The organism is Sphingobacterium puteale (genome assembly GCF_003627955.1).
Lineage (GTDB): Bacteria > Bacteroidota > Bacteroidia > Sphingobacteriales > Sphingobacteriaceae > Sphingobacterium > Sphingobacterium puteale.
This window is the reverse complement of record NZ_RBWS01000001.1, coordinates 537,528-563,618: the sequence shown is the minus strand read 5'-3', so window position 1 is coordinate 563,618 and position 26,091 is coordinate 537,528. Positions and strand designations below refer to the sequence as shown.

General features: G+C 41.2%; 21 protein-coding genes and 4 tRNA genes. 15 read left to right on the top strand and 10 right to left on the bottom strand.

The genetic code is table 11. The features are described 5' to 3' along the window. The first annotated feature begins 43 nt into the window (after positions 1 to 43). From D7322_RS02080 to D7322_RS02055, 6 genes are all read left to right on the top strand, one after another. On the top strand, positions 44 to 859 hold the full coding sequence (locus D7322_RS02080) for a purine-nucleoside phosphorylase (RefSeq protein ID WP_121120829.1): 816 nt from the start codon (positions 44 to 46) through the stop codon (positions 857 to 859). Between the two features lie 23 nt (positions 860 to 882). After that, positions 883 to 2,952, top strand: coding sequence for a putative porin (locus D7322_RS02075; RefSeq protein WP_121120827.1), 2,070 nt, complete (start codon positions 883 to 885; stop codon positions 2,950 to 2,952). A gap of 139 nt (positions 2,953 to 3,091) precedes the next feature. Next, a tRNA-Val gene (locus D7322_RS02070) sits at positions 3,092 to 3,169 on the top strand. A 9-nt stretch (positions 3,170 to 3,178) separates the two neighbouring features. Continuing rightward, a tRNA-Val gene (locus D7322_RS02065) sits at positions 3,179 to 3,256 on the top strand. A 9-nt stretch (positions 3,257 to 3,265) separates the two neighbouring features. Continuing rightward, positions 3,266 to 3,340, top strand: a tRNA-Val gene (locus D7322_RS02060). A gap of 34 nt (positions 3,341 to 3,374) precedes the next feature. Beyond that, a tRNA-Val gene (locus D7322_RS02055) sits at positions 3,375 to 3,449 on the top strand. A 104-nt stretch (positions 3,450 to 3,553) separates the two neighbouring features. Here D7322_RS02055 and D7322_RS02050 read toward each other — a convergent pair. Continuing rightward, complete coding sequence (locus D7322_RS02050; protein ID WP_121120825.1) at positions 3,554 to 4,750, bottom strand: acyloxyacyl hydrolase; 1,197 nt, start codon at positions 4,748 to 4,750, stop codon at positions 3,554 to 3,556. A 229-nt stretch (positions 4,751 to 4,979) separates the two neighbouring features. Here D7322_RS02050 and D7322_RS02045 point away from each other — a divergent pair, with 229 nt between their 5' ends. After that, positions 4,980 to 7,925 (top strand): M16 family metallopeptidase, encoded by a 2,946-nt coding sequence (locus D7322_RS02045; protein ID WP_121120823.1) that lies wholly within the window; start codon positions 4,980 to 4,982, stop codon positions 7,923 to 7,925. Positions 7,926 to 8,183: 258 nt separating this feature from the next. On the opposite strand, the gene D7322_RS02035 is transcribed toward D7322_RS02045, so the two are convergent. Continuing rightward, positions 8,184 to 8,705 (bottom strand): NADPH-dependent FMN reductase, encoded by a 522-nt coding sequence (locus tag D7322_RS02035; protein WP_121120819.1) that lies wholly within the window; start codon positions 8,703 to 8,705, stop codon positions 8,184 to 8,186. A gap of 227 nt (positions 8,706 to 8,932) precedes the next feature. On the opposite strand from D7322_RS02035, the gene D7322_RS02030 reads away from it, so the two are divergent. The 5 genes from D7322_RS02030 (at position 8,933) to lepB (ending at position 13,889) form a co-directional block, all read left to right on the top strand. Then, positions 8,933 to 9,730: a ParA family protein gene (locus D7322_RS02030; protein ID WP_121120817.1), complete on the top strand. Its 798-nt coding sequence runs from the start codon at positions 8,933 to 8,935 to the stop codon at positions 9,728 to 9,730. Position 9,731: 1 nt separating this feature from the next. Then, entirely contained in the window at positions 9,732 to 10,667 is a 936-nt protein-coding gene (locus D7322_RS02025) for a ParB/RepB/Spo0J family partition protein (RefSeq protein ID WP_121120815.1), read from the top strand. A 1-nt stretch (position 10,668) separates the two neighbouring features. Beyond that, positions 10,669 to 11,391 carry a DUF5683 domain-containing protein gene (locus tag D7322_RS02020; protein WP_121120813.1) on the top strand — a complete coding sequence of 241 codons (723 nt, stop codon included), beginning with the start codon at positions 10,669 to 10,671 and terminating at the stop codon, positions 11,389 to 11,391. A 169-nt stretch (positions 11,392 to 11,560) separates the two neighbouring features. After that, positions 11,561 to 12,304: a 4-hydroxy-tetrahydrodipicolinate reductase gene (gene dapB, locus D7322_RS02015; RefSeq protein ID WP_121120811.1), complete on the top strand. Its 744-nt coding sequence runs from the start codon at positions 11,561 to 11,563 to the stop codon at positions 12,302 to 12,304. Positions 12,305 to 12,320: 16 nt separating this feature from the next. Then, entirely contained in the window at positions 12,321 to 13,889 is a 1,569-nt protein-coding gene (gene lepB, locus D7322_RS02010; RefSeq protein ID WP_121120809.1) for a signal peptidase I, read from the top strand. Between the two features lie 270 nt (positions 13,890 to 14,159). Here the strand turns inward: lepB and D7322_RS02005 are convergent, their stop codons facing one another. Continuing rightward, positions 14,160 to 14,876 carry a pyridoxine 5'-phosphate synthase gene (locus D7322_RS02005; protein WP_121120807.1) on the bottom strand — a complete coding sequence of 239 codons (717 nt, stop codon included), beginning with the start codon at positions 14,874 to 14,876 and terminating at the stop codon, positions 14,160 to 14,162. A gap of 60 nt (positions 14,877 to 14,936) precedes the next feature. On the opposite strand from D7322_RS02005, the gene cdaA reads away from it, so the two are divergent. Next, positions 14,937 to 15,731 carry a diadenylate cyclase CdaA gene (cdaA, locus tag D7322_RS02000; RefSeq protein ID WP_181390572.1) on the top strand — a complete coding sequence of 265 codons (795 nt, stop codon included), beginning with the start codon at positions 14,937 to 14,939 and terminating at the stop codon, positions 15,729 to 15,731. Positions 15,732 to 15,873: 142 nt separating this feature from the next. On the opposite strand, the gene D7322_RS01995 is transcribed toward cdaA, so the two are convergent. The 5 genes from D7322_RS01995 to D7322_RS01975 form a co-directional block, all read right to left on the bottom strand. Beyond that, on the bottom strand, positions 15,874 to 16,719 hold the full coding sequence (locus D7322_RS01995; RefSeq protein ID WP_121120805.1) for a DUF2911 domain-containing protein: 846 nt from the start codon (positions 16,717 to 16,719) through the stop codon (positions 15,874 to 15,876). 233 nt (positions 16,720 to 16,952) lie between these two features. Continuing rightward, positions 16,953 to 18,245 (bottom strand): glucose/galactose MFS transporter, encoded by a 1,293-nt coding sequence (gene gluP / locus D7322_RS01990; RefSeq protein WP_121120803.1) that lies wholly within the window; start codon positions 18,243 to 18,245, stop codon positions 16,953 to 16,955. 281 nt (positions 18,246 to 18,526) lie between these two features. Beyond that, positions 18,527 to 18,952 (bottom strand): hotdog fold thioesterase, encoded by a 426-nt coding sequence (locus tag D7322_RS01985; protein WP_121120801.1) that lies wholly within the window; start codon positions 18,950 to 18,952, stop codon positions 18,527 to 18,529. Beyond that, on the bottom strand, positions 18,918 to 19,466 hold the full coding sequence (locus D7322_RS01980) for a DinB family protein (protein WP_104383679.1): 549 nt from the start codon (positions 19,464 to 19,466) through the stop codon (positions 18,918 to 18,920). The genes D7322_RS01985 and D7322_RS01980 overlap by 35 nt, the downstream gene beginning before the upstream one ends. Beyond that, positions 19,447 to 20,676 carry a sensor histidine kinase gene (locus tag D7322_RS01975; RefSeq protein ID WP_121120799.1) on the bottom strand — a complete coding sequence of 410 codons (1,230 nt, stop codon included), beginning with the start codon at positions 20,674 to 20,676 and terminating at the stop codon, positions 19,447 to 19,449. The genes D7322_RS01980 and D7322_RS01975 overlap by 20 nt, the downstream gene beginning before the upstream one ends. A 119-nt stretch (positions 20,677 to 20,795) precedes the next feature. Here D7322_RS01975 and gltX point away from each other — a divergent pair, with 119 nt between their 5' ends. Further along, positions 20,796 to 22,316, top strand: coding sequence for a glutamate--tRNA ligase (gene gltX, locus D7322_RS01970; protein ID WP_121120796.1), 1,521 nt, complete (start codon positions 20,796 to 20,798; stop codon positions 22,314 to 22,316). 51 nt (positions 22,317 to 22,367) lie between these two features. On the opposite strand, the gene D7322_RS01965 is transcribed toward gltX, so the two are convergent. Both D7322_RS01965 and D7322_RS01960 read right to left on the bottom strand, forming a co-directional pair. Next, positions 22,368 to 23,945, bottom strand: a complete 1,578-nt coding sequence (locus D7322_RS01965) for an MFS transporter (RefSeq protein ID WP_121120794.1) — start codon at positions 23,943 to 23,945, stop codon at positions 22,368 to 22,370. 6 nt (positions 23,946 to 23,951) lie between these two features. Next, complete coding sequence (locus D7322_RS01960) at positions 23,952 to 25,001, bottom strand: HlyD family secretion protein (protein ID WP_121120792.1); 1,050 nt, start codon at positions 24,999 to 25,001, stop codon at positions 23,952 to 23,954. Between the two features lie 277 nt (positions 25,002 to 25,278). On the opposite strand from D7322_RS01960, the gene D7322_RS01955 reads away from it, so the two are divergent. Further along, on the top strand, positions 25,279 to 26,088 hold the full coding sequence (locus tag D7322_RS01955; protein WP_121120789.1) for a helix-turn-helix transcriptional regulator: 810 nt from the start codon (positions 25,279 to 25,281) through the stop codon (positions 26,086 to 26,088). Positions 26,089 to 26,091: the final 3 nt, after the last annotated feature.

Genomic DNA, 26,091 nt, shown 5'->3' with positions numbered 1-26,091 from the left:
AAAAAATTAAGTTAAGTTTGAGTTACTTAGTTTTTTTGTACGTATGTATCATAGCATAAATGAGACTACGGAATTTATCCGTAGAAAAATTGGAGATTTTACTCCAGATTTCGGTATCATCCTGGGTACTGGTTTAGGTAAATTGGTTGATGAGATCGAGATCGAATATCAGCTCATGTATTCCAATATTCCTAATTTTCCCATCTCTACGGTAGAATTCCATTCCGGTAAATTGATCTTTGGCAAATTAAATGGCAAGAATGTGGTTGCCATGCAGGGAAGACTCCATTATTATGAGGGGTATGATATGCAGCAGATTACTTTTCCTATTCGGATCATGAAAGTGCTGGGTGTAAAAAAGCTTTTTGTGTCAAATGCTGCCGGCTCGCTGAATCCGGAGGTCCGAAATGGAGATTTGGGTATAATTGAAGACCATATCAATCTCTTGCCCGACAACCCATTGCGTGGGCAGAACCTGACTGAATTTGGGCCTCGTTTTCCGGATATGAGCGAACCTTATAACCGTGCGATGATCGAACAGGCGCTTGAAATCGCGTCAAAGCATGGAATTACCGCACGAAAGGTTGTGTATGTCTCCTCGCAGGGACCAAATCTGGAGACAAAAGCTGAGTACCGTTTCATGCGAATTATTGGGGGGGATGTAGTCGGCATGAGTACAGTACCGGAGGTAATTGTTGCCAATCATATGGCTCTTCCGGTGTTCGCGATTTCTGTTGTTACGGATGAGGGCTTTCACGATGTGTTAAAACCTGTCTCTTTGCAGGAAATCGTGGCTGTTGCGGAGAAAGCGGAACCTAAGATGACATTAATTTTGAAAGAATTGATAGCTTTGCAGTAAATTTAGACTATATACAATTTTAGATGAAGTTGATCGTACGCGTATTAGCCGCACTGTGTGTCTTACTTATTTGTTCCATGGATGTTATTGCGCAGAGCAAGGAGGAGTGGAGCAGCGCATTGGATTCGGCGAGAGCCAAAGAAGATGGAAAAAAGGATTCGGTTATCCTGTCTGCAAAGTATATTCGTTACGCGACATTGGATATGCTGAAAAAAGGAACTTATACAAGGCAAATAGATACTTCACATCGTAATTATCAATATTATAATCCTCAAAATACCCCCTGGAATCCCAGTATAAATTTAGGGTCTTATGGTCTTGCCACACGTGACTTATTATTTCAGCCCAAAAAGACAATCGGATTTCAGTCAGGATTCACAGCCTTGGAGCGTTATCTATTGAATCCGGATTCTATTCAGTATTTTAGGGCAAGGGCACGCTATTCGGAATTGTCGGCAGTAGGATTCTTTTTCAATGACCAGGTCTTCAGGGCCCGGGTTGCCCAAAATATCAATCCGCAATGGAATATGAATGTGGATTTCCATTCGACGAAAACGGATGGTTTTTACCTTAATCAGAGTTATTCCGATCTCAAAGCATCTATTGCCTCTTGGTACGAATCAAAAAACAACCGGTATAATCTCTTGATTAATGCTGTATTTAATCGTTTGGATGCAATGGAAAATGGTTCTATAACCGAAAATAATCCATTTGCTCCTGAGAACAGGCAAGCTCCTGATCGGTTTGCTACCAAATTTCGGGATCCTTCCAATACAAATGTGCCGAGATCAAAGTGGTGGGATAATTCCCTGTTCCTACGTCAGTCCCTGTACGTTGGTCGAATTGACACCGTAGACAAGGGAAAGTCGACCATGCAGATCTATCCGACAAACAGTATGGCGCACAATACAAGGATTCGGAAACAGACGTTCAACTTCTTCAAAAATATGCCTGATGAGTTTGCGGCGTTACCATACAATAATCAAGCGTTGACATTGAATAATGATAAAACAGGCATTACGAATGTCTCCAATGAGTTTGAATATAATTTCTTTCTGCGTGGTAAATCCATTTTTAAAAATGAGGCTAAGCTAAATCTGGCTTTTCAGCATGATATGAATTGGGTGGAGCAAAGTCAGGTAGATTCCTTGCGGTACTATACCGATCGTGCCGCTTACCCTGAACCATTGAAGAAATTGCCAGATAGTACAACGTTTGATCGTTTCTACCAGAATGGAATCGTTAAGGGGGAACTGGGGTACAAATTTTCGGATCGGTTGGATTTTAGTCTGAAAGCCAATCAGATTGTTTTCGGACATAATATCGGTGATTTTCTTTATGAAGCAAAGGCGGATATATCCATGGGAGATAAAATCGGAAAGGTGACGCTTTCGGCTTATTCACAAAATAAATCACCCGAAATGGTCTTCGAAAATCTGAATTATACCTACGCAAAATGGAATGATCTCGATCTCAAAAAGACCAAAATTCAGAATGTGGCCTTTCAATACCGCAATCCAACATTGGGTTTCAATGGAAAGATTGAATATTTTCGGATGAATAATTATACTTATTTTGAAGAATTATCGAACCCGCAGAATGACCGGAAGAAAGATAAGTGGATCAATCCTGCACAATTGGATAACGCTAATTTGCTGAAGGTAAGTGTGGGGCAGAAGTTTAAGCTTAGTCATTTTACCCTGGATAATCTGGTGGTTTATCAAAAGACGGATCAGCAGAATATACTAGCGGTGCCCGAACTATATACTTGGCACAGTCTTTACTACAGTAATCTCTTTTATAAAGTCATTGACTATAGTATTGGTATTGACGCTAAATTTAATACGCCTTATGCCAATCCGAATTATTCGATAGGGACGGGACAGTTTTATAATGCGTATCAACAGATCGAATTTTCGACTTATCCGATTATGGATTTATGGATCACGGCAAATATACAGCGGGTGAATATGTTTTTAAGTTATAATTTCCTAAATCAGAACTTTTATCCGAATGGCTATTATACTGTTAGACGTTATCCAATGAATACGGCAAACTTTAGATTTGGTATTTCGTGGAAGTTTTATGATTAATTTCTGTGAAAATTATATGGGTGTTTCTTAGCTTGTTGCGGTTTTTGCTGTAGAAAATCTTCGAAAATAATTTTGAGAATAGAATTTTTAAGCTATATTTGCACACGCAATTAGGGAACGGCGTTCTTTAAAAAAGTATGGAGGCTTAGCTCAGCTGGTTCAGAGCATCTGCCTTACAAGCAGAGGGTCACTGGTTCGAATCCAGTAGCCTCCACCATACAAAGTCGGAGAATTAGCTCAGCTGGTTCAGAGCATCTGCCTTACAAGCAGAGGGTCACTGGTTCGAATCCAGTATTCTCCACCAATCCAAAACGGAGGCTTAGCTCAGCTGGTTCAGAGCATCTGCCTTACAAGCAGAGGGTCACTGGTTCGAATCCAGTAGCCTCCACAAAGCATCATCAAATGGTGCTTTTTTTTCGTTAGGGGATTTAGCTCAGCTGGTTTAGAGCACTACCTCGACAAGGTAGGGGTCACTGGTTCGAATCCAGTAATCCCCACAATAAAAAAAGCGTTCATATGAACGCTTTTTTTATGCAAATTAAAGGATATTTTAAATGCCCCCTTAGTTGTTTAACAACTCGTCGGGCTCATCCAACAACTGTTAATTGCTAGATGGATTTGCCCGTTTCTTGCGCAACTTAAAACCATATCCTGTTGTCCATTCGATAAAATCTGCTTTACCGCCATGTGCTTTAATAGAAACTCCTGCAAAGAAATCTTTGTACACTTTATAGCGTACACCCGCCCTTAGATAAACAGGCGTGCTTTCACCATTGAATTTATTTCGGTGTAAGTATACGCCGAAATTTCCATTGATATATAGTCTCGAATTTAATACATGGTCAATGTAGAAAGCCGGACCATAGGAAAACAATGCTCCAAAGCTCCCTGCTTTGTCACCGGCGACTTCCTCGTCGTTACCACTTGCTGAATAGAATGCATCCATTCCGGCACCTAGACGCCATTTATATCCCAAATGCCTGCTGTAATAAGCTCCTAATGTCGATTTAAAATATTGACCGTCATGTTCGCGATCAATCTGTTTGAAACCAAAAGCATAATTGAAATGCAGTTCTTCCATTTCTTCCATTTTTGGTACCGTACGTTTTCTGAAATCAAACGGTCTGCTTGTCGGCGTATAAGAGACGGACAAGCTCAATGGTAGCAGGTTTATTCCCGTGTTTGGCAAAGCCAATGCCCCATTGCTAAAATGGTGGAAAGCTACACCGGCACCGACCTGGAATTTTTGGCTCAAACGGTAGTTGGCCTGAAGTCCAAAGTCGATAAATACATTGTTTTTGCTTCCTATCAGGAGGTTAAAAGGATTATCCTCCTCGTTGTAGGGATTAAATCTGCCCGAGAGACCAAGTGCAATCCGGTAGTTGAAATTCCATCTCGAATTTATTTTGGGTTTAATAGGTATTGCTACAAAACCATAGAGCGCGAAAGGTTGTCCCAGATGTTCCTGGCCAAACGTGCTGCTATAGACTCCCACACCATAGATCGGGTAGTTGTATATCTCATTGTAAATGCTCTTTAAGGAGTCTTGAAACTGTGTCTGAAAGCCAACGCGGAAATTAAGCCCGCTATAATAAGAGTCGGCTAGGGTCTCTTTTGAGCGTTCATTGAATTTGAGTTCACCGCCACTTTCATGCTCAAGTTGAAATATTAACCTTGTTTTCGCGGGTTTGAGGTTATTCAATGTGTCTTTTTGATTTTCTATTCGGGGGGTGACCTGCGCATTTGTATGAAAGGAAAGTAGCGCGAAGATCACAAAAACAAGTATACTCGATCTCATGAATTAAAACGTTAGCGTTTTTTAAAATTTTTGCAAAAGTAAGAATGATTAACGATTGTAGCAATTTTCCTTTAACAGTTGGTTAATGCGGAGCATAAATGGACGCTTTTTAGCGACAAAGAACCACGTACAACAACAGCGGAGCGCAATAATTGTTTTTATATGTTCGTGATTATATTGCATATCCACAGCAATTTATCTAAGTTTGAGTTGAAAAGAAAAAGGAAATATGATTAAAAATCTATTTAAAATTACCGCTGTTACGTTTGCTCTAACAACAGCGGGGGGAGCTTTGTTTGCTCAAAATGCCAAATTTGACTGGAAAGAAGCTTCTGAGGGTGGGTATATCTACAAATATGTGACCAATGACCCTACCCATTCAAGATTCTATAAACTTAAAAATGGCCTAACCGTTATTCTAAGTCCAACCAAAAAAGAACCGCGTATCCAAACCTATATCGCAACAAAAGCGGGAAGTAAAACCGATCCGAAGGACCATACTGGCTTGGCGCACTATCTGGAGCACATGCTCTTTAAAGGGACAGATAAATTTGGTTCCAAAGATTGGGCGAAAGAAAAGCCTTTATTGGATCAGATTGACGCGCTCTATGAAAAGTACAATGGTACAACTGATGAGGCGCAGCGGAAAGCAATATACAAGGAGATTGACCGGGTGTCGGGTGAAGCTGCAAAGTATGCGATCGCTAATGAATACGACAAGCTGATGGCATCCATGGGTGCCGAGGGGACAAATGCGTTTACCTCATTCGAACAGACGGTATACCAAGAGCAGATTCCGAGTAATGTGATGGATAAATATCTTGCTGTACAAGCCGAACGTTTTAGGAATCCGATACTGCGTCTGTTCCATACGGAACTGGAGGCGGTATATGAAGAGAAAAATATCGGATTGGATAAAGACAGCCGTAAAGCTGTGGAAGCTATGTTTGAGGCCGCATTTCCCAATAATAATTACGGAAAACAAACCACGATCGGTACAGTGGAACATCTGAAAAACCCGTCATTAAAAGCGATCCGTGAATATTTTCATACTTATTACGTGCCCAACAATATGGGGGTGATCATGTCCGGCGATTTTGATCCTACAGAGGTTGTAAAGAAAGTGGACCGGAGTTTTGCTTTTATGAAGCCTAAAGAAATACCTCCCTATACTTTCGATCCTGAGCAACCTATTTTGAGCCCGATTGTCCGGGAAGTTAAAGGGCCGGATGCAGAATTTATGTTTATGGGTTTCCGTTTTCCCGGGGCCGCGACCAAGGATGCGCAGCTGTTAAATCTGATGAGCCAGATTCTGACGAACGGGTCTGCGGGTCTGATCGATCTGGACCTGGTGAAGAATCAGAAATTATTGGGCGCAGGAGCCTTTCCTTATGTATTGAAAGATTACTCATTATTGATTTTACAGGGGAATCCAAGTCAGGGACAGAGCCTGGAGGAGGTGCAGCAGTTATTACTTAAAGAACTGGAAAAATTGCGAAAAGGTGAGTTTTCTGATGACTTGATAGGCGCAATCGTCAATAACGCGAAAAAAGATGAGATCAAACAATATGAAAGTTATGGTGACCGTGCTGAAGCTTTGATGGATGCTTTCACATCCGGTCAGGACTGGGCCTCGGTGGTTAGCTATTCTGATGGGCTAAATAAAATTACAAAACAAGATATCGTCGATTTTGCCAATAAATATCTAAACGATAATAACTATGTTGTCGTTTATAAACGCAAAGGGGTAGACAATAATGTCGTTAAGGTTGTGAAGCCGGAAATTACACCGGTGACTGTCAATCGTGACGATCAATCTGATTTCCTGAAAACGGTGGAAGCCATGCCTGAAGATAAAATCCAACCGGTGTGGGTAGACTATAATAAAGATGTTCAGAAAGCTACTGCGAATGGCCTGCCTGTACTTGCTGTGAAGAATAATGATAACGAATTATTCTCGCTGTCCTATCGTTTTGATGTAGGTAAATGGAATAATAAATTACTGTCGCTGGCTGCAGGATACCTGGAGTTTTTAGGTACGAAAGATAAATCCAGCGAGCAATTCAGTAAAGATTTTTATCAATTGGCGTCTGATTTTTCGGTGTCTGCCGGAAACGAGGAAACATTGGTTTCAATTTCGGGTTTAAATACAAATTTTATCGCTACGCAGTCTTTAATTCAGGACTTATTGCGCAATTGTATTGCAGATGAGGATGCTTTCAAAATGTATATTGTCCGTCTTAAGAAGTCCAGAGCCAATGCAAAGGAAAACAAAGGGGCTATCATGGAAGGTTTAAAATCGTACGCAAAATACGGAGCCAAAAACCCGTTCAACAATGTGTTTACAGATGCGGAGCTGGATGCGTTGAAGGCGGAAGATTTGGTGAAAGCACTGCATGATCTGGCCAATATGGAGCATACTATACTGTATTTCGGACCGTTGAGCACCAGTGAGTTTGTGGCAAAGGCAAAACCATTGAAACAGGGTGCGGGCGACTACCTGAAGGGAACAAAAGGTTTGGTGTTTACTGAACAGCCAACCACAAAAAATCAGGTGCTATTTGCTGATTTTGATATGAAACAAGCCGAAGTGTTCTGGTATAGAACTTCCGGTCTGTATTCGAATCCATTAACACCAACAGTGTCATTGTTCAATAATTATTTTGGCGGCGGCATGGGCAGTATTGTTTTTCAGACTATTCGTGAATCAAAAGCATTGGCCTATTCTACTTACGCATTTTATGGGCAACCGTATAAAAAAGAAAATCATTATACGGTAGGCGCTTATGTAGGCACACAGGCCGATAAATTCAATGAGGCGATCAAGGGTATGAACGAATTATTGGATGTGCTGCCCGAAAGTGCGAAAGGATTGGATATTGCTAAAGTGAGCTTACAAAAATCCATCGCCAGTGAGCGGGTGCTGAATGCATCTATATTAAGTAGCTATCTGGCGGCACAACGTCTGGGCAATACAACAGATATCCGTAAAGCTGTCTATGAACAAGCGCCTAAGTTGACTTATGCTGATTTAAATATGTTTCACAAGAAAGAAATGAGCCGAAAACCTTATGTATATTGTATTGTGGCGAAGGAAGATGGTCTCAAACTGGAAGATCTTGCTAAATTGGGCGAAGTGAAAAAACTTGACTTAAAAGAATTGTTTGGGTATTAGTTTTTTTGTTATCCCTATTTTAGATGGGGATCGGAGACTGTTTTTTTGGGGGGCTTTGGCTGATAAACTGTTGCCTTTTTCCGAATATGGCTTTACAAAAAGAAGCCTTTGACATACCAAAGGCTTCTTTTTTTGTGATTCGTTCACCCGTATATCTTTGTCTTGGTACATGATCTTCACAGGTGCGCGTAAAATATATGAAAAGCTCAAAAGTGTCTGTCGAGGGTACTATCAAGGGCGAATACCTGCAAGGATGAATTAAAACCGTACGATTTCCTCAATCTGTTCGTTGATAAAATGGAGCGTATCTTCTTTAAATAATTCTCCGTTTTCGTTCAGTTCCTGTTGTACATTGGGGAGGAATATCTTGAGCGGGAGAACATGCATTCTGAGGTAGTGACATATTCCTGTGAGGTGATCTATTCCGCGGAGGTTGCCATATCTTCCGGAGGATAATCCTACCAATGCAACTTTTTTGTGGTAAAAACTAATGGGGAAGGTGCAGCAGTCAATAAAAAGTTTGAGTGCACCGGGGATGCTTCCATTGTATTCAGGTGCGACAAAAATAAACATATCGGCTTGGCTAACCTTTTGCTGGATCGGTTCAAAAGCAGGGCTTCTTTTTCCGTAAAGGTCTGTTTCCAAAATATTTGCAGGGAGATCTGATAGCGAAAAGATCTCGTTCTCAACGGATTTACGGTGAAGTAGCTGTTGGTAGCATTTTGCTATTTTTAACGTCTTACTATGAGGACGGTTTGTTCCGGATATTATTAAAATCATTGTGTTGTTGATACTTATAAAAAGCACTATTTCAAAGTGGATACATATCTTGATTTTTTGTATCTTAGCATCCTGAGGATATGTGCTTTTGATCAATCAAAAGTACGAAATATGCTGAATTTGTTTGGCTAAATTAAATTTAGCGTAAATATTTGGACAAATTGATCTTCAGGAAAGTGAAATGTAGTGTAAAATGACATTTTAATTAAGAAAGGTTTTCATTCAAGATGGGAAAAGTAATCGCAATCGCAAACCAAAAGGGTGGGGTCGGAAAGACCACAACGTCAATTAATTTGGCGGCTAGTTTGGCGGTTTTAGAATATAAGACATTGTTGGTGGATGCGGATCCTCAAGCAAACTCCACTTCTGGGATTGGTTTTGACCCTCGTACAATCAATGAAAGTATATACGAATGTTTGGTCAATGATCTGAACCCAAGAGACGCTATTCAGTCCACTGAAACGCCTAATCTTGATCTTTTACCGGCCCATATTGACCTGGTAGGTGCAGAGATTGAAATGATCAATATGCATGAACGGGAGTACAAGATGAAGAAGATCTTGGATCAAGTAAAAGATGATTATGATTTTGTTATCATTGACTGTTCACCTTCATTGGGATTAATTACCATTAATGCCCTCTCGGCGTCCGATTCAGTAATCATACCGGTTCAATGTGAGTATTTTGCATTGGAAGGGCTGGGGAAATTGCTGAACACAATTAAAATTGTTCAAAACCGTTTAAATACTAGTTTGGAGATTGAGGGTATTTTGTTGACGATGTATGATGTGCGTTTGAGGCTTTCCAATCAAGTTGTTGAAGAAGTGAAAACGCATTTTACGGATTTAGTTTTTGATACCATCATTCAACGTAATACTCGTTTAAGTGAAGCTCCTAGTTTCGGTATTTCTGTTATCATGCACGACGCTTCCTGTAAAGGTGCGATCAATTATTTGAATCTGGCGCGTGAAATATTGCAGAAAAACGGGCATTTTAATGAAATGAATACAACAGTAACCGCATAATATGGCAGCACATCAGCGTAAAACAGGACTGGGAAGAGGTTTAGGTGCGCTATTAAACGATAGTGTAGAAGCTCCTGCAAAAAATAGTCAGCAAGTGGAGGAGGCTCCTCTAGTGACGCCTGCTACAGCAAATACAACAAAAGAAAATGGAAGTATCAGCCATGTCCGGGTGGAAGAAATATCGGTGAACCCGTTTCAACCCCGTACGGAATTTGACCCGGTCGCATTACAGGAATTAGCTGAATCCATTACCTTACAAGGGCTAATCCAACCGATTACCGTACGCAAGATTTCGGATGGAAACTACCAGTTGATCTCTGGGGAGCGACGTCTTCGAGCTTCAAGACTGGCGGGCATAACTGAGATTCCAGCCTATATCCGTACAGCCAATGACCAGCAGATGTTGGAAATGGCTTTGATCGAGAACATCCAACGTGAAAACTTAAATGCCATCGAAGTGGCATTAAGCTTCCAGCGCATGATCGAGGAATGTAATTTAAAGCAGGAGGAATTGGGCGAACGTGTCAGCAAAAACCGTTCGACGGTAACGAATTATTTGCGCTTATTAAAACTACCGCCGGTCATTCAAGCTGCCATACGCGACGGCGCTCTAACTATGGGGCATGCACGCGCGTTGATCAATATCGCAGAAGTGGATAAGCAGCTCTATATCTTTAAATTGATCATCGACCAGGGACTTTCGGTTAGAAAAGCCGAAGAGTTAGTTCGTGAACTTCAAAAAGGGGGCAAGAAAAAAGCAGTTAAGGATAAAACTCCAATGTCCTTTCAGCTGCAGAAAATTGAAGATGATCTGGCTTCGAAATTTTCGTCAAGAGTCAAATTGAATTTAAAGAGCACCAAAGGCAAGGGAGCTATTGAAATTCCTTTTGAATCCGAGGATGACCTGAGCCGTATTCTTGAACTTTTAGATTGGTAATATGGCCAAGTTAATAAGTTTGTTCTTTGCCTTATTTGCTGTACTTATCGTACACGGACAGACTGTCGATACAATTTCCAAAAAACAGGTCCAAACGATCAAAACAGAAAGTTTGAAACCAAAATCGGCACAGGATACTATAAAAAAGGAATCCAGAAAAGAACGTAAAAAGCGTGAAAAGGAGGAAGCCAAGGCGAAGGAGAAGGTCGTATTTAAAGATTCTACGCGTTTAGCGATTGAAGCAAAGAATAAGCAGGCCTGGAAGCGTTCTTTGGTGCTCCCCGGTTGGGGGCAATATTCCAACGGCGGTTTATGGTGGATAAAAGTCCCTGTGATCTATGGCGGATTGGCGACTACAGTGCTCGTTTTCGATTTTAATAATAAATATTATAAAGAACTTTTGGGGGTATTGAAAGACCGGAGCGAAGGTAAGCCAGTAGATCCTTATTATAATCAGGTTACAAATGAGGCAATTATTCGTGGAAAGGATAATGCAAGGCGAGACCGCGATCTGATGGTGTTACTCACACTTGGAGTATACGGATTGAACGTCGCTGAAGCTTATATCGATTCGATGCTAAAATATCGCTGGAGCATTGGTGATGATAAGCCCAAAAAGACGGCTTTTTCCATTGGACCTACATTAATGGATGCCAGTCTAGCATCCGGTTCATTTACATTTAAACCTACTGTTGGATTAAAGTTGTCCATGAAATTCAATTAAACTTTGGGTCGGAGTCCGTATTAAGTATCATTGAATGACGATTTAAGGCCCTTATGGTCTTAAATATGGACACTTTTAATAAAAAATCGTTGTTAACCATGGTTTTGTGTCTGTTTTTCACTGGAATTTTTTAATTTTAAAAATAAACTATACTTTATTTTCTAGATATATGAACATCATTCTCTTGGGATATGGCAAAATGGGGCAGATTATCGAAAGGTATGCACTGAAGAGAGGCCATCAGATTTTTTTAGTTGTGGATGAAAATAATCGTCCCGGCCTGACAGTTGATGATATTAAGGGAGCTGATGTAGCGATCGACTTTAGTGTGCCATCAGCTGCTCTGGATAATATGAATCTTTGCTTGGAAGCTGGTGTGCCGATTGTCGTAGGGACAACGGGCTGGTACGATCAACTGGAAAGTGTCAGAGAAAAATGTTTGGACTTAGGGGGAACCATTTTATATGGTTCAAATTTTTCGATCGGCGTGAATGTGTTCTTCCATATCAATCGTATGTTGGCACAGGCTTTACAACCTTATAAACAATATGATGTTCAGGTAGAAGAAATCCACCATATCCACAAATTGGATGCGCCGAGCGGTACAGCAATCACCATTGCCGAAGGTATCCTGGATCACAGTGATGTGAAGACAAACTGGGTCAATACTGTCGTGGGTGAGCAGGATGAAATTATTCCTAAACCACAAGAACTTCTCATCGAGAGCCATCGAATTGAAGAAGTCCCAGGTACACATACCGTGTTGTACAGTTCCGAAGTAGATCAGATAGAATTTAAGCACACCGCACATAGCCGTGACGGCTTTGCTTTGGGTGCGGTAGTTGCTGCTGAGTGGTTGAACGGTAAAAAGGGATTTTATCAAGTGACTGAAATTTTCGATTTTAATAAATAGTACTAATTAATAGATTATGTGGTTAATTATCTTTGCGGTTTTAACAGCAATAGCGGGATATGGATTGTGGCAATTGTTTGTTAAAGCTGGCAGAAAGGGCTGGGAAGCAATCGTACCTTTTTATAGTCAATATATTCAAGCCAAATTAACAGGGCGGCCAACTTGGTGGGTGATCTTATTGCTGATCCCGATCGTTAATATTTTTGTTTTCTATAACCTGTACCTCGACTTTATCCATTGTTTTGGCAAGCGTCGTTTTTGGGAAAATGCGGCGGCTGTTTTGGTCCCCTTTATTGTACTCCCAATGTGGGCAAAAGATAATAACGTACGTTTTTTAAATGGCTTGTATGCTAAAAACCTAAAGACCGCCGCGCAGGAAGGTGTAGAATTGACAGCGGAAAAGCGTGCGGAAATTGAGCAGGAGTCCTTTAAGGAATACAAGATTAAATATCCTTATAAAAAATCTATGGTGCGTGAATGGGCTGACGCCATTGTTTTCGCAACTGTAGCGGCTTCGCTTATCCGTGGATTTTTAATCGAAGCGTATATGATCCCTACTGGATCCATGGAACGTACGCTATTAATTGGGGATTTTCTATTCGTAAGCAAACTGAATTATGGCCCTCGTGTGCCAAATACGCCAATTGCTTTTCCTTTTGCACATCATACCATGCCGGTAACTGGTGGAAAGGCTTACTCTGAGCTTATCGAGCTGCCCTATAAACGGCTCCCCGGATTTCAAAAGATTGAGCGAAATGATGTCGTAGTTTTTAATTTTCCCGCAGGGGATACTGTTGCGTTGGAAAACCAGAATGCTAGTTATTATGATCTTGTAAGGGCTTACGGCTGGCAAACGGTGAACTCGCAGTTTACGATTCAGGCTCGGCCGATCGATAAACGTGAAAATTATATCAAACGTTGTGTGGGTTTGCCGGGAGATAAGATCTCCATGAAGGATGCAAAGCTATTTGTCAATGACCAACCCGGATTTGACCCGCCTGAAAGTCAATTGGATTATCTGGTGCTGACCGACGGAACTCCATTGAACATGGATCGTCTACGGGAATTGAGAATAGAGGCTGTAGGCTCGGATCAACAGCCCGGAGTTTATCAGCTGTTTATGACCAAGGACGAGCTGGCATTGGTGAAATCCTGGTCAAATGTAAAAGAAATCAGAAGAAGTCCAGTTGGGGAAGGTGCCTATCCCTATGACCCTCAGTATAAGTGGGATTTTGATAATTTCGGTCCGATACTTATTCCAAAGAAAGGCTGGACGGTTGCCCTGAACGCGCAGACATTACCAATTTACGAACGTGCAATTCACGTCTATGAAAATAATAAATTGGAGAAACGGGCAGACGGGATTTATATCAATGATGTCAAAGCGGATAGCTACACTTTTAAAATGGATTATTTCTGGATGATGGGGGATAACCGCCACAATTCCCTGGATTCAAGAGGATGGGGCTTTGTTCCTGAAGACCATATCGTGGGCAAGGCATTATTCACCTGGATGAGCTGGGATGAAATCGGTTCGGGCCTTTCTAAAATCCGCTGGAACCGTATATTTAAGGGAATTCATTAATCCTTTTATAAGGAGTGCATCTTCTTTTGATGGTGGATTTAAAACAAATAGAAAAAGGCTTTCTTCCTGCAAGAAGGCCTTTTTCTATTTGTCTTTTCCTTATTCTGGAAAGTCTCTTTAGTCTTGTTTTTTTTGCGAAGAGATGCAACTGTGGCTTAAGGTACCTGGCTGTTTGGACAAAATCCCGGTGCTGACCGGAGCGCTTTCCCAATAGAGTTGTACTTACCTTAGCTGTGCTTTAACCAGTTTAGCCAGTCCTCATCGTATTGTTTATTTTAAGCAGGCCAGATAGCGTTTGATTGTTTCTTCAAGACCGAGGTATAGCGCGTCTGAAATTAAGGCATGCCCAATGCTGACTTCCAGTAATTCGGGTATATGCTGATTAAAATACTGGAGGTTGTTTAAATCGAGGTCATGACCCGCATTCAGGCCTAATCCAACTTCACGTGCTTTCACTGCCGCTCTAAAATAGGGGCTGATGGCGGCATCTTTATCAAAACCATATTCGCTGGCAAAGCCTTCTGTATATAATTCGATACGATCCGTACCTGTTTCAGCTGCTGCCTCGACCATCTCCTCAACTGGATCCACAAAGATTGAAACACGTATACCGGCATCTTTGAACAATTGGCACATATCCTTTAAGTAGGCTTTGTTTTTGATCGTGTCCCAACCATGATTGGAAGTCAACTGCCCTTCAGCATCCGGTACCAAGGTTACTTGGGCAGGCTTATTGGCGAGGACAAGATCAATGAATTTCTGTTCCTGGCAATTGCCTTCGATATTGAGTTCGGTCTGAATTTCAGCTTTTAAGTCAAAGACATCCTGATAGCGGATATGCCTTTCGTCCGGTCTTGGGTGGACAGTGATGCCCTGCGCCCCAAAACGTTCGCAGGCTAATGCAGCAGCCACAAGATTAGGATTATTGCCGCCTCTTGAATTTCTGAGTGTTGCGATTTTATTGATATTTACTGAAAGTCTAGTCATTTTACTATATGTTATAGGGTAAAAATACGAATAATATCTATTTTTTTTTAACTTGCATATATGGATGGAATCGATTATAGCTTGTTTAGTGGCTTTCGCCTATTGGACGTTATCGATATTATATTGGTGGCGATTATTATCTACTATATCTATAGTCTGATTCGGGGTACCATTGCGGTGAATATCCTGATCGGGGTGGCCTTATTCTATGGGGTTTACATCGTCGTCAAACAGATGCACATGCGTCTATTGACCGAGATATTCGGCGGATTTATATCCGTAGGTTCCATTGCGCTTATCGTGGTATTCCAGCAGGAAATCAGGCGCTTTTTGCTCCATGTGGGCAAGAATATATCGATGAAACGAAAGAAGGTCTTCTGGTCTTTTTTAGGGAATAAAAAAGCTATACAGAAGGATTTGACCGAGGATTTAAGGCCAGTTGTGGAGGCTTGTAGAAGCATGTCGCGTACACGCACCGGGGCTTTATTGGTTTTCTCAAAATATTTTGATGAGGAATATTACCAGAGTAGCGGTGAATATATTGACGCTCATATTTCGAAGCGGTTAATCGAGAGCATCTTCCATAAAAATAGTCCCTTGCATGATGGTGCCGTAGTGATCGTCGATTTTAAGATTATGACTGCTTCCTGCGTACTGCCACTGTCGGATAGTGAGGATTTACCGCTACAGTTTGGGTTGCGACATCGTGCGGCGATCGGGGTGACCGAAATCTCCGATGCCATAGCGGTCATTGTCTCCGAAGAAACCGGAGAGATCTCTTTTGCAAAGGACGGCAATGTGAACATGAATGTTTCGCCTGAGGAATTGGAACAACTGCTCAAAGATGAGTTATAAAAATGACGTTGGCCAAGAGTAAAGCGAACTCACTGCCAATTGAATATTTGAAGGGAGAGGCCGGAGTACACGAATGAAATTAACAAAAAGCGGGGTATCCAATCTTTTGGATACCCCGCTTTGCTATCCGTTTATCACTGCTTTATTTTTTTGCCGCATTGATAATCTGCGTATTCAATTTGATGTATTCGCTATTTTTACCTTCCGTAGCGACTTCGACCCCTTTCGTAGCCGTTTCTATGGCGCCTTTTTTATCGCCGGCTTTGAGTTGCGCTTTCGCCTTCCAGTACAATACATGGGCGGCTTTAGGCTGTGCTTTCGCCGCTTCGTCAAACCAAGCTAATGCTTTCTTCTCGTCTATGTTATTGTTGAAATAATATTGGGCAGCAGCGAAATAAGGCTTTTTCTCACCTTTCATTGCTTCCTCAATGGAGGCGATGATTTTTGCCTGTTGATTGACTTTAAGAGCTACTTTTATTGCTGTTTTCTCCCATGCAAGATTTAATATGGCATCTGTTGGTGTGACATTGTCGAAAGAGATCGTAAAGGTTTCAACCGGACTGCTTAAATTCTGTGGTTTAACATTGAAACGAAGTGCATCTTCGGACTGATTATAGGTGTAGGCACCCCATTGTTTGGTATTCTTGCTGATAATTACAGTCCACTCGTTCTTGTTAGGGATGGTGAATAATGCATAGGTTCCTGCAGCGAGTTTATTTCCGTTGATTGTAACATCACCTTCAAAGGTCAAGGTTGTATTGGTATTGGCACCTGTACGCCATACCTCATTGTAAGGTACAAGGTCACCAAAGATCTTACGGCCGTTCATGCTCGGACGGCTGTAGCTGAGGGTTACATTTTCAATCCCTAATCCCTGTGTAACTGTTTGGGCACTACTTGCTGCCGGAAATTTTAACTGGGCATAGGATTCATTGGCAGTAAACATTAAGGCTGCTGCAAATGCAATGGCAAAGAATTTCTTTTTCATTTGTTCGATAATTACTTTTTGGGCCAATTAGCCCGGTGATTTATGAATATAGAATTTTGCTAATTAATGGCTAATGCTTTTTTAGTTCGTATAAAGCATGTCGCATAATCTGTCATCGAGTAAATCCGAGCTGCAACTGAACTTAGATTTATCTCTTAAAAATAGGAAGAATTTCACAAAAAAGGGCATCTATTTTTAGGTGCCCTTTTTTGTGAAATTCTTCGGTACTTTTCTTACGCTTTTTTTCCAATTTTATGACCAGCTATTGAAAAGTACATGATATATAAATATCCGGGAATCATGGCATAAAGGAAGGCATGTTGAAAATCAATATGTAAGTGATCTTTTAGATAACCATAGACTAAAGGCCAGATTGCACCGCCCGCGATTCCCATAATCATAATGGCCGATCCGGTTTTTGTGAATTTTCCTAGCCCTTTGATTCCCAATGGGAAAATTGCAGGCCACATTAAGGAGTTTGCAATTCCTAATAAAGCAACAAAAACGAATGATGTGGTTCCGGTTGTAAAAACAGATATAAGCGTAAATGTAATTCCTATAATGGTACAGATGCGTAGTGCCATTTGTTGAGATACATATTTAGGGATCGAGATGATACCGATAATGTACCCGATCAGCATACACGAAAGAGTAAACGCTGTAGCGTATGTTGTAAAGAACGGAGCTACTTTCAGCTCACGTGCGTAGACACCAATGATATCTCCCGCCATTACTTCAACAGCAACACAAAAGAAAATGGCCAGTGACCCTAAGAATAGGTGTGGGAACTGAAAGATCGAGGTCTTTTTCACTGCGACATTGCCATTTTCTTCGCCACTTTCTTCTTCAGCATCAACGTCGACTTCAGGAAGATGTGTGAATTTTAAGAAAATTGCGAAAGCAACAAAGATTACAGCAAGGGAAATGTAAGGGGTGTGAACACGTTGGAGGAGATCATCTAAAATGGCATTTTTTTGCACTAGATCAGTGGTAGCTTCTAATTTTGCGGTCACATTTTGCGCATCTTTTAAAAAGAGTGTTCCAAATAATATCGGTACGATAATTCCTGCAGATTTATTAAAGAATCCTGCTATCGAGATCCGTTGTGCAGCACTATCTATTGGACCAATAATACTTAAATAGGGATTGACAGCCGTTTGAAGAAGGGCCATACCCGATCCCTGAATAAATATTCCCGTTAAAAATAGGCCATAACTTCTGCTATCGGCCGCAGGGATAAAAATCAAGGATCCCAAACCTAATATAACAAGACTAACAACCAGGCCATTTTGGAAGCCGATTTTTTTAATAATAACTGAACTTGGAAGGGCCAGAAAAAAATAGGCAATATAAGATGCGAAGGTTACAAAAAATGCTTGTAAGTCTGTTTCTAAATTACAAGCAATCTTTAAGAACGGGATTAACGTTCCGTTTGCCCAGGTAATAAAACCGAGGATAAAAAATAATCCACAGCAAATGGCCATAGGGCGAAAAGCTGTTTTACCAACGTTAGGATTAGTGGTCATGTTTTATTTTATATATTTAGTTAAGTTATCGTTCACGGATTTGTCAATCAGTAAAAAATAGCTTTAAACAAACGATTGCATGCTATTTTTGTTGATTTTTAAAATATCCATCTTACAAGACTACTTAATTTTCTTGAATATCGGAAATAAATAAAGCGGGATTTTGATAATTATTTGGCAAAAAAAAGAAGAATAAATTGTGAAAATTATTCTTCTTAGCTTGTAAATATTGTTGATTTCGAATTACATGAAACTGGTAAATCGAGTTAGCAAACCCGGTCTTATTTGGGCACGATAGCTACTGTAAGTCTAGAGATACAATTCAACTTATTGAAGCGGTCATACATTTTTATCTCCCAGATGTGGGTCGATCGGCCAATATGAATAGGACTGCATTTTGCCGTAATGATTCCACTGCTTACCGGTCGGATGTGATTAGCATTGACTTCGAGCCCTACACCGCGATATTTATCTGGGTCGACGACCAAATTGGATGCAATGCTTCCTAGCGATTCTGCTAGTACCACCGATGCCCCACCATGTAGGATACCATGAGGTTGTTTCACTTTATCTGTGACGGGCATGGTCGCCGTAATGCTGTTGTCATCTATTTCGGTAGCGCTGATTTCCAATAAGCCGGACAGGTATTTATTGAAAAAGACATTTATTTCCTCAATGTTGTAAGGCTGAAACCAAATTCTTGACATCGTCTGAGTTTAAATAACGTTCCTGAATAATAATGCGGTGGTGATTAAGATGTCCAGCAATCACATATAATAATGCTTTGACACTGGTCAGTCGCTCTGAGGCCATGCCTTTGCGCTCTAACTCTGCATCGTTGAAACTGTTGAACAGCATGAGGTTGGCCTTGCGCAGATAAGTAAACTCTTTGCTTAGGCTTTCCAAGGTACGGTCATTGTAACGGGAGTGTTGAATAAAGTAGTCCTGATCATAACCGGCCAGCTCTTTCAGGTCGTTGCGTGAAAATCGTAATGCACGGTAAGCCATGATGCGCTCATTGTCAATAACATGACCGACCACTTCTTTGATTGTCCATTTGTCTTCGGCATATTTGAAATTACCTCTCTCTTCGGGGATGGTATCCAGAAATGCTGGAAAAGAGAGCGTTTGTTCTTCCAATACATCTAATACGTTGTCGACTACAGTCTCAATATAGGGAGCATATACTGCCGGATATTCGTCAGATTTGAGTGGCTTCATATTTTAAGTTGCTTTTTAAGATTATTCGAAATGTTGTTCCTTTACCTATTTCAGATTCTTTAACAAAGATTTGTCCTTGATGATACCGCACCATTCGTTTGGTTAAGCTAAGGCCGAGTCCCCAACCTCTTTTACGTGTTGTAAAACCCGGCTGGAAGACAGATTCAAAATTTGATCTTGAAATTCCTTTGCCCGTATCACTAATGTCTATAAAAATTTCTTCTTTCGCAATATTTTCTGAAATATTAACAGTTATCTTTCCTTCTGTGCCAATTGCATTTACGCCGTTTTTCAATAAATTTTCGATAATCCAGTCAAAAAGTGGAATATTAAGTTTGGCTTCCACATGGGTATCTCCCGTTAATTCGAATGTAATTTTATTACTTGTCCGTATCCGGAAATAATCCACGTAATTTTTGATGACCTCATAGAGATTGTGATTGGTCAGCACAGGTGTTGACCCTATTTTTGAAAAGCGATCGGCGACGATCTCCAATCGTTTAATATCATTTTCCATTTCATTCAGCGTATCGTCTTCCTCAGCATCAAATTTGATTCGAATCAGCTCCAGCCAGCCCATTAATGAAGATATGGGGGTTCCCAATTGATGGGCGGCCTCTTTTGTTAGTCCCACCCAGACAAGGTTCTGCTCGGATTTTCGAATGGAATTGAAAACGGTATAAGCAATAATCAGGAAGAGGGCGATCAGCGATAACTGAACATAGGGGAATACACGTAATTGCTGTAAAAACCAAGAGTCTTTATAGTAAACATGCCATTTTTGACCATTTTCCAATTCCAAAGTAATGGGTGGATGACTCTTTTTCATAAAGGCAAGCTGTTTCTGGAAATAATTTGGGTCATAATCCAGCTGCTTTGTAACGCTGTCATTATGGATTGGCTTGATATTGGTCTTGGTGGAATCCAGATTGCGCCAAAAAATAATATCGTCTTTATCGTCGGTGATGATTGCAGGCAGATTTAAACTATCTCTAACAGCATAGATGAATGTAATGAATTCATCGTCCACATCGGGCATCGTCATAATGTTTTTGGTACTCATTGCCCATACTTCGGCTTTGGAACGTTCGGCATGTGCAAGGTTGCGGACAAGGTAATTGGTATAAACCAATGAGGCGATGGCGATAATTGCCGCAAAGATGAGCAAAATAAATTTCCAGCGTTGTTGGCTTATCTGAGAGGGTTTCATGATTCCGTAATTTGTACTCTAGCGCAAATTAATGAATAAATGTCTGTTTTCTGCACTTTTATTTCAGCTTAGAACTCATCCTGTTATCCAAATCAAAAATTTTGTGGTAATTTTGCGGCATGAGTTCAGAAAGAAGAGTAAGAGTGCGCTTTGCACCGAGTCCTACCGGTGGTCTTCACCTTGGGGGCGTACGTACAGCTTTGTTTAATTTTCTCTATGCGCGTCAGCATCAGGGGGATTTTATTTTACGTGTCGAGGATACGGATCAAACTCGTTTTGTCCCGGGAGCCGAGGAGTACATCAATGAATGTTTGGCCTGGTGTGGCCTGACTCCAGATGAAAGTCCGTTAAAAGGTGGCCCATATGGCCCTTACCGTCAAAGTGAACGAAAAGCTTCTTACCGCCAATATGCCGAACAGTTAATCAAGAATGGCTACGCTTATTATGCATTCGATACCGCAGAAGAGCTGGAAGAACAACGTAAGCTGCAACCTAACTTCCGTTATAGCCATGAAAATCGGTTACAATTGCGCAATTCTTTGAGCTTAAGTGAAACTGAAACGCAACAATTACTGGATGCGGCAACACCGCATACCATCCGGATAAAAATTCCGACAGACGAAACGGTGTCATTCACCGATATGATCCGTGGGAAAGTCGCCTTCGATACCAATATAGTGGACGATAAGGTGCTGCTTAAAGCCGACGGAATGCCAACGTATCACTTGGCTGTCGTTGTGGATGATAAGGCGATGGAGATATCCCATGTCTTCCGTGGTGAAGAATGGTTACCTTCTGCACCGATCCATATTCTATTATGGGAATACCTTGGATGGGCTGATAGCATGCCACAATGGGCACATTTGCCACTTATCCTTAAACCTGATGGTAATGGAAAATTAAGTAAACGAGATGGTGACCGTTTAGGATTTCCTGTATATGCCATGAATTGGACGGATGCTAAATCTGGTGATACAACAAAGGGATTCCGTGAAATGGGATTCCTGCCAGAAGCTTTTGTCAATATGCTTGGTGTGTTGGGTTGGAACGATGGGACAGAACAAGAACTATTTTCTTTAGAGGAGCTGATCCAAAAATTCAGCGTCGAGCGCATTAGCAAAGCTGGAGCAAAGTTTGATTTTGAAAAGGCAAAATGGTTCAATCACGAATGGATTAAACGTTCTTCGAGCGATTCTTTATTACCTCAGATCAAGGAGGTGCTGGCTCATCATCAAATAGAAGCAGAAGAAGGTTATGTAAACCGCGTATTGGCAGCGGTCAAAGAGCGTTTAACTTTTGTTGAGGATTTCTGGAGCCAAGCTGCTTTCTTTTTTTTACAGCCTGTTGAATACGATCTGAATGCCGTAAAACCAAAATGGTCTGCGGAGAAAACCGTATTTTTTGAAAACATCATTCCGTCATTTGAAGGCTTTTCGGATTGGAAAGCAGCTGAGCTGGAGGCATTTTTTAAAGAAGCGATTCAGAGCTCAGGAATGAAGATGGGGGAACTGATGATGCCATTCCGGATTATGCTGGTAGGTGGTAAGTTTGGTCCCGATGTGTTTCAGATCGTTGAATTACTTGGTCAGAACGAAGTTATTGAGCGTATAAAGCGAGCTCTTCTAGCGTTTAACGCCTAGTAAATATTACCGTATCGAAAAGCTGTTGCAAACTCGTTGCAATGGCTTTTTTTATAAATATGGAATTCTCAGTCGCATGAACAATGCCTTGGCGGGGGCAAATAGAAAAATGATTAAGGTAATGGCTCCTCCCAAGATCCCGAGATAGGTAAAGATCTCCATATTGCTGATGAGGGATGCCTGCTGGGTAATTGTTGTCTGAAGGCTCTTGCTGGCAAGATTAGTTGCCAATTGATCACCGGATGTCCCCAGGTATTTTTCGATCAAAGCACTCCAATAGGCAACTGTGATCGGATTGCTCGTATTTAAGTGTTGTTCGATCTGGATAAAATGTTTTTGATTTAAGGTGTAACTGATGTTTTGAATCAGCGCAAAGCCAATATTGGTGCTCCAGAATCTAACGGTCGTGCCCATTAAACCTGCATTGCCCACATGATGTGGAGCAACCCCTGTTATAATATAGATCACAAGTGGGGTAAACAGCCAGCCCTGTCCGATTCCCTGAAGAAATAGTGGCAGGCCTATTGCCCAAACGGTGGTATCGGGATAAAATGTAGGGACAAACAAAAAGCAGGATGTGGTCAATATCAGGAAGCCCAGTCCGAAAATATATTTCGGTGATACATCGCGCAATAAGAGTATTCCTGAGCTACCCACTCCCACGATGGTCCCCAGTACATTAATGTATTGGATGTCGACAATGTAATGCCAGGGCCACCGCCATACATTGGACATGACAGTGTAGACATTGTTGAGGCTGCTCCGGATCAGATAAAATAAAAAAAATAGGATAACGCCAAAAATAACGTTCTTATATTTCAAAATTTCAAAATGAAACAGTGGTCTTCTTACGAGATATTGTTTGATGACAAAAAGCGCCCCGAAAATTAGGAAAAGTGCGCAGTTAATTGCGATCGTGTTGTTTTCGAACCAATAATATTTACGACCATAAATCAACACATATGCCCCACAGCTTAACGAAAGCAGCAGAAAGAGACAGCTGGCCAGATCCAATTGATAAAGTGGGAATTTCCGGCTTAATCGCCTGTTGTTCAAAAATAGTAAAGCGATCCCGATGACCATCAAATGCCAATAGAGCACAACATGAATCATATCTTCCCAACCATAATCCATAATACTTTCTTTTAAGAGGGATGTTGTTATTGTTCCGCCTGTCAGCATAAAAGTATACAGGAAGAAATAGGCAATGGTGCGGCTTTTGGAATGCCTGATCTGCATCATCAGCAAGGGAAGAAAACAAGCGCCTTCAAGTATACAAAAAATACCCTCGATCACCCTGAGCACGGCAATGAGGAAGGGATCTCTGGTTATAGAAATGGCCAATAAAGTGAGGATGGATACCGTGCAGGTCAGCAGGATATATGTCCTTACCCGAAAGAAGGCAAATAGCCTATGAAAGATCAACAGGGCTGCGACAATAGCACCATACATTAATGAAAGAAAATACTGAATATCTTCCATTTCGATCGCTAACGTAGAAGCGGTAAAAGCGGTGTTCGAATGAAACAGGGACATCAGCATGAGATGTGGAAACATGGCCAACATCATCATGGGAAGTTTAATCCATTCGGGAACCCAGCGGTAATATAAAGATTTGCTTGAACTCATGAATAGTTAAGATTGGTGGGCTGCATGTACCACGACATTCATTCCTGCACGTAGTTTTGTCAAATCCTGTTTTGGTGCAAAGACAATTTTGATCGGTATGCGTTGTTCGATTTTAACAAAGTTTCCGGTTGCATTATCTTGGGGTATAACCGAAAATCTGGATCCTGATGCCGGCGAAAAGGAATGAATTTTTCCCTTCAGATGTAATTTCGGAAAAGCGTCCACCTGTATGGTGACTTCGGTTCCTTCGCTCAGGTCCGCTAATTGTGTCTCTCTAAAATTGGCGTTAATCCATTTCTCTTCGCTGACGACATTGACTAAAGTCTGTCCCTCTTTAACAAATTGGCCCGGTTGGATCGTTCTTTTTCCAACAAAACCGTCATAAGGTGCCGTCACTACGGTATAGGACAGGAATACTTCGGCATTGCTTTTTGCTGCTTTTTTTAAATCGATATTTGCTTTGGCAGGTAGTTCGCTAGCTTTTTCTTTTCTTGTATTTAACTGTGCCGAGTTGTATTCTTCCTGAATAGCATTGAGCTGAGCCAAAGAAATGTCATACGCTGCCTTGGCATTATCGTATTGTTGTCTGGTTGCGGCATCTGCTTCATACAAATTTTTAAATCGCCTGTAGTCCTGTTCAGTTTGCCATACACTTACTTTGGCTGCTTCTAATCTAGCTTTTTGGACAGAAATGCTATTGGCAGTGACATTTGCGCTTTTGGCAATCACTTCGGCATTCCGCTGACTGTTTCGAAGCTCGGCATTCGCCATATCTAATTTGGTCTGATACTCGCTGGCATCTATGCGTAATAATGTGTCTCCACGATGTACATATTGATTTTCTTCAAACCTGACTTCCTTCACAAAACCTGATATCCGACTTGCTACTGGCGTCACATATTGGTCAACCTGAGCGTCGTTGGTCGTGACATGTTGACTTGTAAACAACAGATGTTTGCCCAAAATACCGATTCCGGCAAGGAGCAGGACCACGGCAAATACAACTAAAACTTTATTAAACCCTTTTGTTCGGTCTTTATTTTCTTCTGTACTCATTATGATTTTTATGAATATTTTAATGTTTTTCCATCTATGCTCCAGTTGATCTGCCACCTGCGGTCTGTATGATAGGCTCCCAGTATCTCAAGCGGCAATTTCAGAATATGCTGGCAAATTGTTGTTGAACCGGGATCGCCCGGATACGCTGTATAGGCTTGAGCATGGAGGGAAACTTTGCACAAAGATACTGCCGGCGGGACGAGTTTAGTTTTGTATAGTCGGACGGATATTTGTTCATTTGTGCCATATGGTAAAAAAAGTGTAATTTTAAATTATGGAACAGGAACAACTGGTGGCTATAGATGACGACCGGAACGACTTTTATGTGTGGCATACCCATGTAGACCGGATTGATCCGCGTGAATATATACACCGGAAAGCGCGCTTACTGTATGCTGATGGCGGTATTATACATGTGTTTACTGCGATGAAGCATTGGTATCTGCCGGGCCGGTTTTATATGTGGATTCCTGCAAATACGGCCTACCACCTAGAAAGTTCCAGTTCCCGTATTCACCTGTATAGTTTCTACTTTAAAGAACAGTCAGACGTTCACCCTGTTCTGTTGGAACCGAACATATTTTTGAGCAATGACCTGATGCGGGAGATGTTTTTATTTGCACAGGATTGGGAAGGTGGGATAGGTAAAAAAAACAATTATGCTAGGTATTGCTTATTACGGGCAATGATGGCTATTATTCCGGAGATGAGTCCGCCGATAGATGCTTTCCCCATGCAGCATCCCTATCCTAAGAATGAAAAGCTTCGGCGTATAGCGCGGTATCTAAACTCGAATATTGATCAAGCTTTTACAATCGAGCAGGTAGCGGCACAGTTTGGCATGAGTAGCCGGTCCCTTTCACGGCTGTTTAAGGAAGATATGGGAATTAGCTATATCCGTTTTTTGAGAGCTATACGCATAGCGAAAGCATTAGAACTGATGGCTGAGAATACTTATTCTATCCTGGAAATTGCGATGCAGATCGGCTACAATGAACTATCGTCATTCAGTAATATCTTTATGCGTGTTACGGGTATTCGTCCCTCGGTCTATATGTCAAAAATTAATGAATATAAAAATTGATCA

Coding starts and splice junctions, on each gene's coding strand:
- D7322_RS02075 (WP_121120827.1), top strand. CDS start 883: ATGAAGTTGATCGTACGCGTATTAGCCGCACTGTGTGTCTTACTTATT.
- D7322_RS02050 (WP_121120825.1), bottom strand. CDS start 4,750: ATGAGATCGAGTATACTTGTTTTTGTGATCTTCGCGCTACTTTCCTTT.
- D7322_RS01965 (WP_121120794.1), bottom strand. CDS start 23,945: ATGAGTTCAAGCAAATCTTTATATTACCGCTGGGTTCCCGAATGGATT.
- dapB (WP_121120811.1), top strand. CDS start 11,561: ATGAACATCATTCTCTTGGGATATGGCAAAATGGGGCAGATTATCGAA.
- D7322_RS02080 (WP_121120829.1), top strand. CDS start 44: ATGTATCATAGCATAAATGAGACTACGGAATTTATCCGTAGAAAAATT.
- D7322_RS01980 (WP_104383679.1), bottom strand. CDS start 19,466: ATGAAGCCACTCAAATCTGACGAATATCCGGCAGTATATGCTCCCTAT.
- lepB (WP_121120809.1), top strand. CDS start 12,321: ATGTGGTTAATTATCTTTGCGGTTTTAACAGCAATAGCGGGATATGGA.
- D7322_RS02005 (WP_121120807.1), bottom strand. CDS start 14,876: ATGACTAGACTTTCAGTAAATATCAATAAAATCGCAACACTCAGAAAT.
- D7322_RS01960 (WP_121120792.1), bottom strand. CDS start 25,001: ATGAGTACAGAAGAAAATAAAGACCGAACAAAAGGGTTTAATAAAGTT.
- cdaA (WP_181390572.1), top strand. CDS start 14,937: ATGGATGGAATCGATTATAGCTTGTTTAGTGGCTTTCGCCTATTGGAC.
- D7322_RS01955 (WP_121120789.1), top strand. CDS start 25,279: ATGGAACAGGAACAACTGGTGGCTATAGATGACGACCGGAACGACTTT.
- D7322_RS01995 (WP_121120805.1), bottom strand. CDS start 16,719: ATGAAAAAGAAATTCTTTGCCATTGCATTTGCAGCAGCCTTAATGTTT.
- gluP (WP_121120803.1), bottom strand. CDS start 18,245: ATGACCACTAATCCTAACGTTGGTAAAACAGCTTTTCGCCCTATGGCC.
- D7322_RS01975 (WP_121120799.1), bottom strand. CDS start 20,676: ATGAAACCCTCTCAGATAAGCCAACAACGCTGGAAATTTATTTTGCTC.
- D7322_RS02020 (WP_121120813.1), top strand. CDS start 10,669: ATGGCCAAGTTAATAAGTTTGTTCTTTGCCTTATTTGCTGTACTTATC.
- D7322_RS02035 (WP_121120819.1), bottom strand. CDS start 8,705: ATGATTTTAATAATATCCGGAACAAACCGTCCTCATAGTAAGACGTTA.
- gltX (WP_121120796.1), top strand. CDS start 20,796: ATGAGTTCAGAAAGAAGAGTAAGAGTGCGCTTTGCACCGAGTCCTACC.
- D7322_RS01985 (WP_121120801.1), bottom strand. CDS start 18,952: ATGTCAAGAATTTGGTTTCAGCCTTACAACATTGAGGAAATAAATGTC.
- D7322_RS02045 (WP_121120823.1), top strand. CDS start 4,980: ATGATTAAAAATCTATTTAAAATTACCGCTGTTACGTTTGCTCTAACA.
- D7322_RS02030 (WP_121120817.1), top strand. CDS start 8,933: ATGGGAAAAGTAATCGCAATCGCAAACCAAAAGGGTGGGGTCGGAAAG.
- D7322_RS02025 (WP_121120815.1), top strand. CDS start 9,732: ATGGCAGCACATCAGCGTAAAACAGGACTGGGAAGAGGTTTAGGTGCG.